This window comes from Hansschlegelia beijingensis (assembly GCF_045505405.1).
Taxonomy (GTDB): domain Bacteria; phylum Pseudomonadota; class Alphaproteobacteria; order Rhizobiales; family Methylopilaceae; genus Methylopila; species Methylopila beijingensis_A.
Map to the genome: position 1 here is coordinate 1 of NZ_JBJKEX010000357.1, position 3,087 is coordinate 3,087.

Consider the following 3,087-nt stretch of genomic DNA (forward strand, 5'->3'; position numbering starts at 1 on the left):
GGCGCGTCGGGCAACCGGCGCGCACGGAGCTCGCCTTGGTCGGCACGATCAACATCCTCGTGCATGTCTCAAAGCCGCTCGCTCATGCGGCGCTTATCGAGGCCGTTTCGATCGCGACCCAGGCCCGGACCGCCGCGATCATCGAGCTCGGCTTCCGTCGCAACGGAGCGCTCGTCACCGGCACCGGCACCGACTGCATCGTGGTGGCGTCGCCCCAAGGCGCGCCGCGGGAGCGTTTCGCCGGCATGCACACTGCGATCGGCGAAGCGCTAGGAGCGGCGGTCTATTCGGCGACGCTCGCTGGCGGCCGCGCGTGGCTTCGGGATCTGGCCCCCACTTGACCGAAGAGCGCGGGCAACCCGAGGCGCAGGGCGCGAGTTGGGGCTCGTCGACGGCACGTTTCATCAGATCCGCGGAACGGCGCGCCGCGGACAGCGCGGGCGTCTACAAATCTAGCTCCTTCTGAGCTGTGAGAAGCGCGGCCGCGAGATTGCTTTGCGGGTGTGCAGATCGGACGGGACGAGCGGCTACTTCACGTCATCTCACGACGGGCGACCGCCGCTTCGCGCCAGAGGCAGACTCTAGGACCGCTCCAGGAACCCGACGTTCGCGCGCGCGAGGACCTAACTTCTCGCTGAGGTGGCCAGTTCGATCCGCAAGGATGGATCGGTCTCTACCGCGTCCACGATGGCGTTGTAGCCCTGGACCAAGCCGTCGAACGCAGTCAAACGGCCAGGGCCGCTGTTGCCGGCCTGCTCGAGGACGCCAGCCGCCAGCCATTGCTCAACATCCAAGACATCCAACCGATCAGCGATGGCGGCGTTTTCTGCCAAGCCGGCGGCGAGACCCACGCCCCGCCCCATCGTCATGATCACAGGCCGCTGGCCTCCCGCGAGGTTGGTCTGGCATTTTCGGATCAACGCCTCCCCCGGCGCCGTCGACACGTGGATGGCGAGGTCGCCAACATCAAAGTCGCCTGGGCGGGCTTGGCCCTCGTCCTTGGTCGAGGCAGAATGATGGGTGATCAGATCACCATAGATACGGGTGAGGCGGGCGCCCACGAGGTGCTGCATCATCGTGCCGACAACCATAGTGCCCTGCATTTCACGCTGGCGTGCTTCGGCCTGAGCGAACAGGTGGCGAACCGCGGCCCTGACACTCAAGGTCGGGTCAATCCGCAATGCGAACGGCTTCGCCGCAAAAAATTCGCGCACTCTGGCGATCCAAAAGGCCTCAGCCTCATGCAGATCGAGGGCACCCTCAGCCGCCAAAGCATTGAGGAAGGCGACGTAGGCGCTCATCTTTCCGAGCGATCCCCGACTTGTGCGCCCGCCCTCCTCGGCGAGCACCCGGGTAATGCCGTGTCGAGCCAGGATCTGCTGAACCTTGCCCTTGCCGAGGCCCAGGACCTGGCCCTCCTTGTCGGTGCGCAGACGGTTCGGGTCGAGCGGCAGGCCCATCACTCGGGCGTGGTCGGTGACGACCAGGGGGAGGCAAAGCGCGCCCTTCGACTTGATCCCATGCTGATCGGCGAAGGCCGCCAGGGCCTCTGCGATCGGCCGCGCGCCCTCGCTCATTCGGCGGCCAAAGCCGCGGCGCCGCGAGCCGCTTCCGCCAGCGGTTCAAGTAGGGCGGAGGCCAAGTGGCGGACAACTGGAACGGCCACACCGTCGCCGGCGACGTGGTAGGCGTCGTTGTACCGGCTCGGAAGCTTGTAGGAATCGGGCAGGCCCATCAGCCGGGCCGCTTCGCGCGGCGACAGCAGGCGGGAGCGGACCTTCTTACCCTCAACGATCAGGAGCTTCTGTCGCGAGGAGCCTCCGGCCGGGGTGCGCAGACATCCAGCGATGTCGTCGAAGCGCACCTCGGCGCGGACCGAGCGGCCACCGTCCGGGTCGGGTCGGGTCCGGCGATAGAGCGTTCCGACCATGCGGCGGCCCGCCGATTTGGCGAACTCAACCTTCTGCCGGTTCACGGGCGACATGCTGTCGAGCAGCTTCCGCGTCTGCGACACATCGTGCCAGGCCACCCCAATCGGGCTGTCCTCTAGAAGATCCGCAAATCTGGGTGGACAACCGTCGGGCTCGGCGACGCTCCACCAAATCCACCGCTCCTGAAGCTTGCGCTCGAGGCGGCCATGGGCAGTGCGCAACATAGGCGGCGTCCAACGCTCGACCGGCTCCGCCGCCATCAAGGTCGCAGGCACAACCAAATCGTCGCGGATCGCGACGACGAAGACCCGAGGACGCGATTGGGGCACGAACCAACGGGCATCCATCACTAGGGTACCGAACCTGTATCCGCCGGCGGCGAGCACCTCGGCGATGGCCGTGAAGTCCCGGCCTTCATTCGCCGTCAGGACGCCGAGGACGTTCTCCAGCACGATTACAGGTGGTGCCCTGCCTTCGGACTTAAGGGCGCGCATCAATTTCCAAAACGGCCAGAACGTCCCTGACCGGGTGACCTGGTTATCGTCATGGCGACCGAGCCCCTTGTAGTCGCCCGCCAACGACAAATCCTGACAGGGGAAAGAGGCCCAGACCAAATTCGGCGAGCCAGGGAGCGCCGAGCTGGGCAGGGCGGCGACGTCACCGCAAACCAGATGATCGGCACCCCAGTTGTCCGCGTAGACCTGGGCCTTCATCGGATCAAAGTCGTTGGCGAACAAGCACTGCCAGTGCGCACCGAGCCCTGCCCGAGCCATGCCGCCACCAGCAAAGAATTCGTAGAAACTGAGCCCCTTCAAGGTGTCCCGCTGCTTCGAATCGATCTGCGCATGATGCCCAGACGGGACATAGCATGAACGCCGTCGGCTGGCAGCGCACAAGGCGCCAGCTACCGACGCACTGGTTTTAGGGTCCGGGTCCGGGTCCGGGTCCGGCGCCGACTCCCCTCCCCGCCCCAGAGCAGCCCTTCGGCGTGTCCGCTAAGGGTCGATTGTGTTGAAGAAGTCCGCTGTTGGAAGGCGTCACCCACGGCTCGAACTGATCGCAGGGCGGGGGCGAGCGAAGCGTTGGGCTATTAGGCTGGGATCGGGCTCGGCGTCGGGACCAGCTTCGCCAGTTTCCTGAGGTTTTGGGCGGTGGC

3 protein-coding genes are annotated in these 3,087 nt (G+C 66.0%); 1 reads left to right on the forward strand and 2 read right to left on the reverse strand.

Translation table 11 applies throughout. The features are described 5' to 3' along the window. Positions 1-341, forward strand: a 341-nt coding sequence (locus tag ACIKT0_RS15925) for an adenosylcobinamide amidohydrolase (protein ID WP_407106325.1), incomplete at its 5' end; no start/stop codon positions are given. Positions 342-623: 282 nt separating this feature from the next. Here the strand turns inward: ACIKT0_RS15925 and ACIKT0_RS15930 are convergent. Then, positions 624-1,577 (reverse strand): DUF4928 family protein, encoded by a 954-nt coding sequence (locus ACIKT0_RS15930; protein ID WP_407106327.1) that lies wholly within the window; start codon positions 1,575-1,577, stop codon positions 624-626. Continuing rightward, positions 1,574-2,746, reverse strand: coding sequence for a DNA cytosine methyltransferase (locus tag ACIKT0_RS15935; protein WP_407106329.1), 1,173 nt, complete (start codon positions 2,744-2,746; stop codon positions 1,574-1,576). The genes ACIKT0_RS15930 and ACIKT0_RS15935 overlap by 4 nt, the downstream gene beginning before the upstream one ends. Between the last annotated feature and the right edge of the window lie 341 nt (positions 2,747-3,087).

Bases quoted from the DNA above. Each gene is read 5' to 3' on its own strand.
- ACIKT0_RS15930 (WP_407106327.1), bottom strand. From the start codon at position 1,577: ATGAGCGAGGGCGCGCGGCCGATCGCAGAGGCCCTGGCGGCCTTCGCC.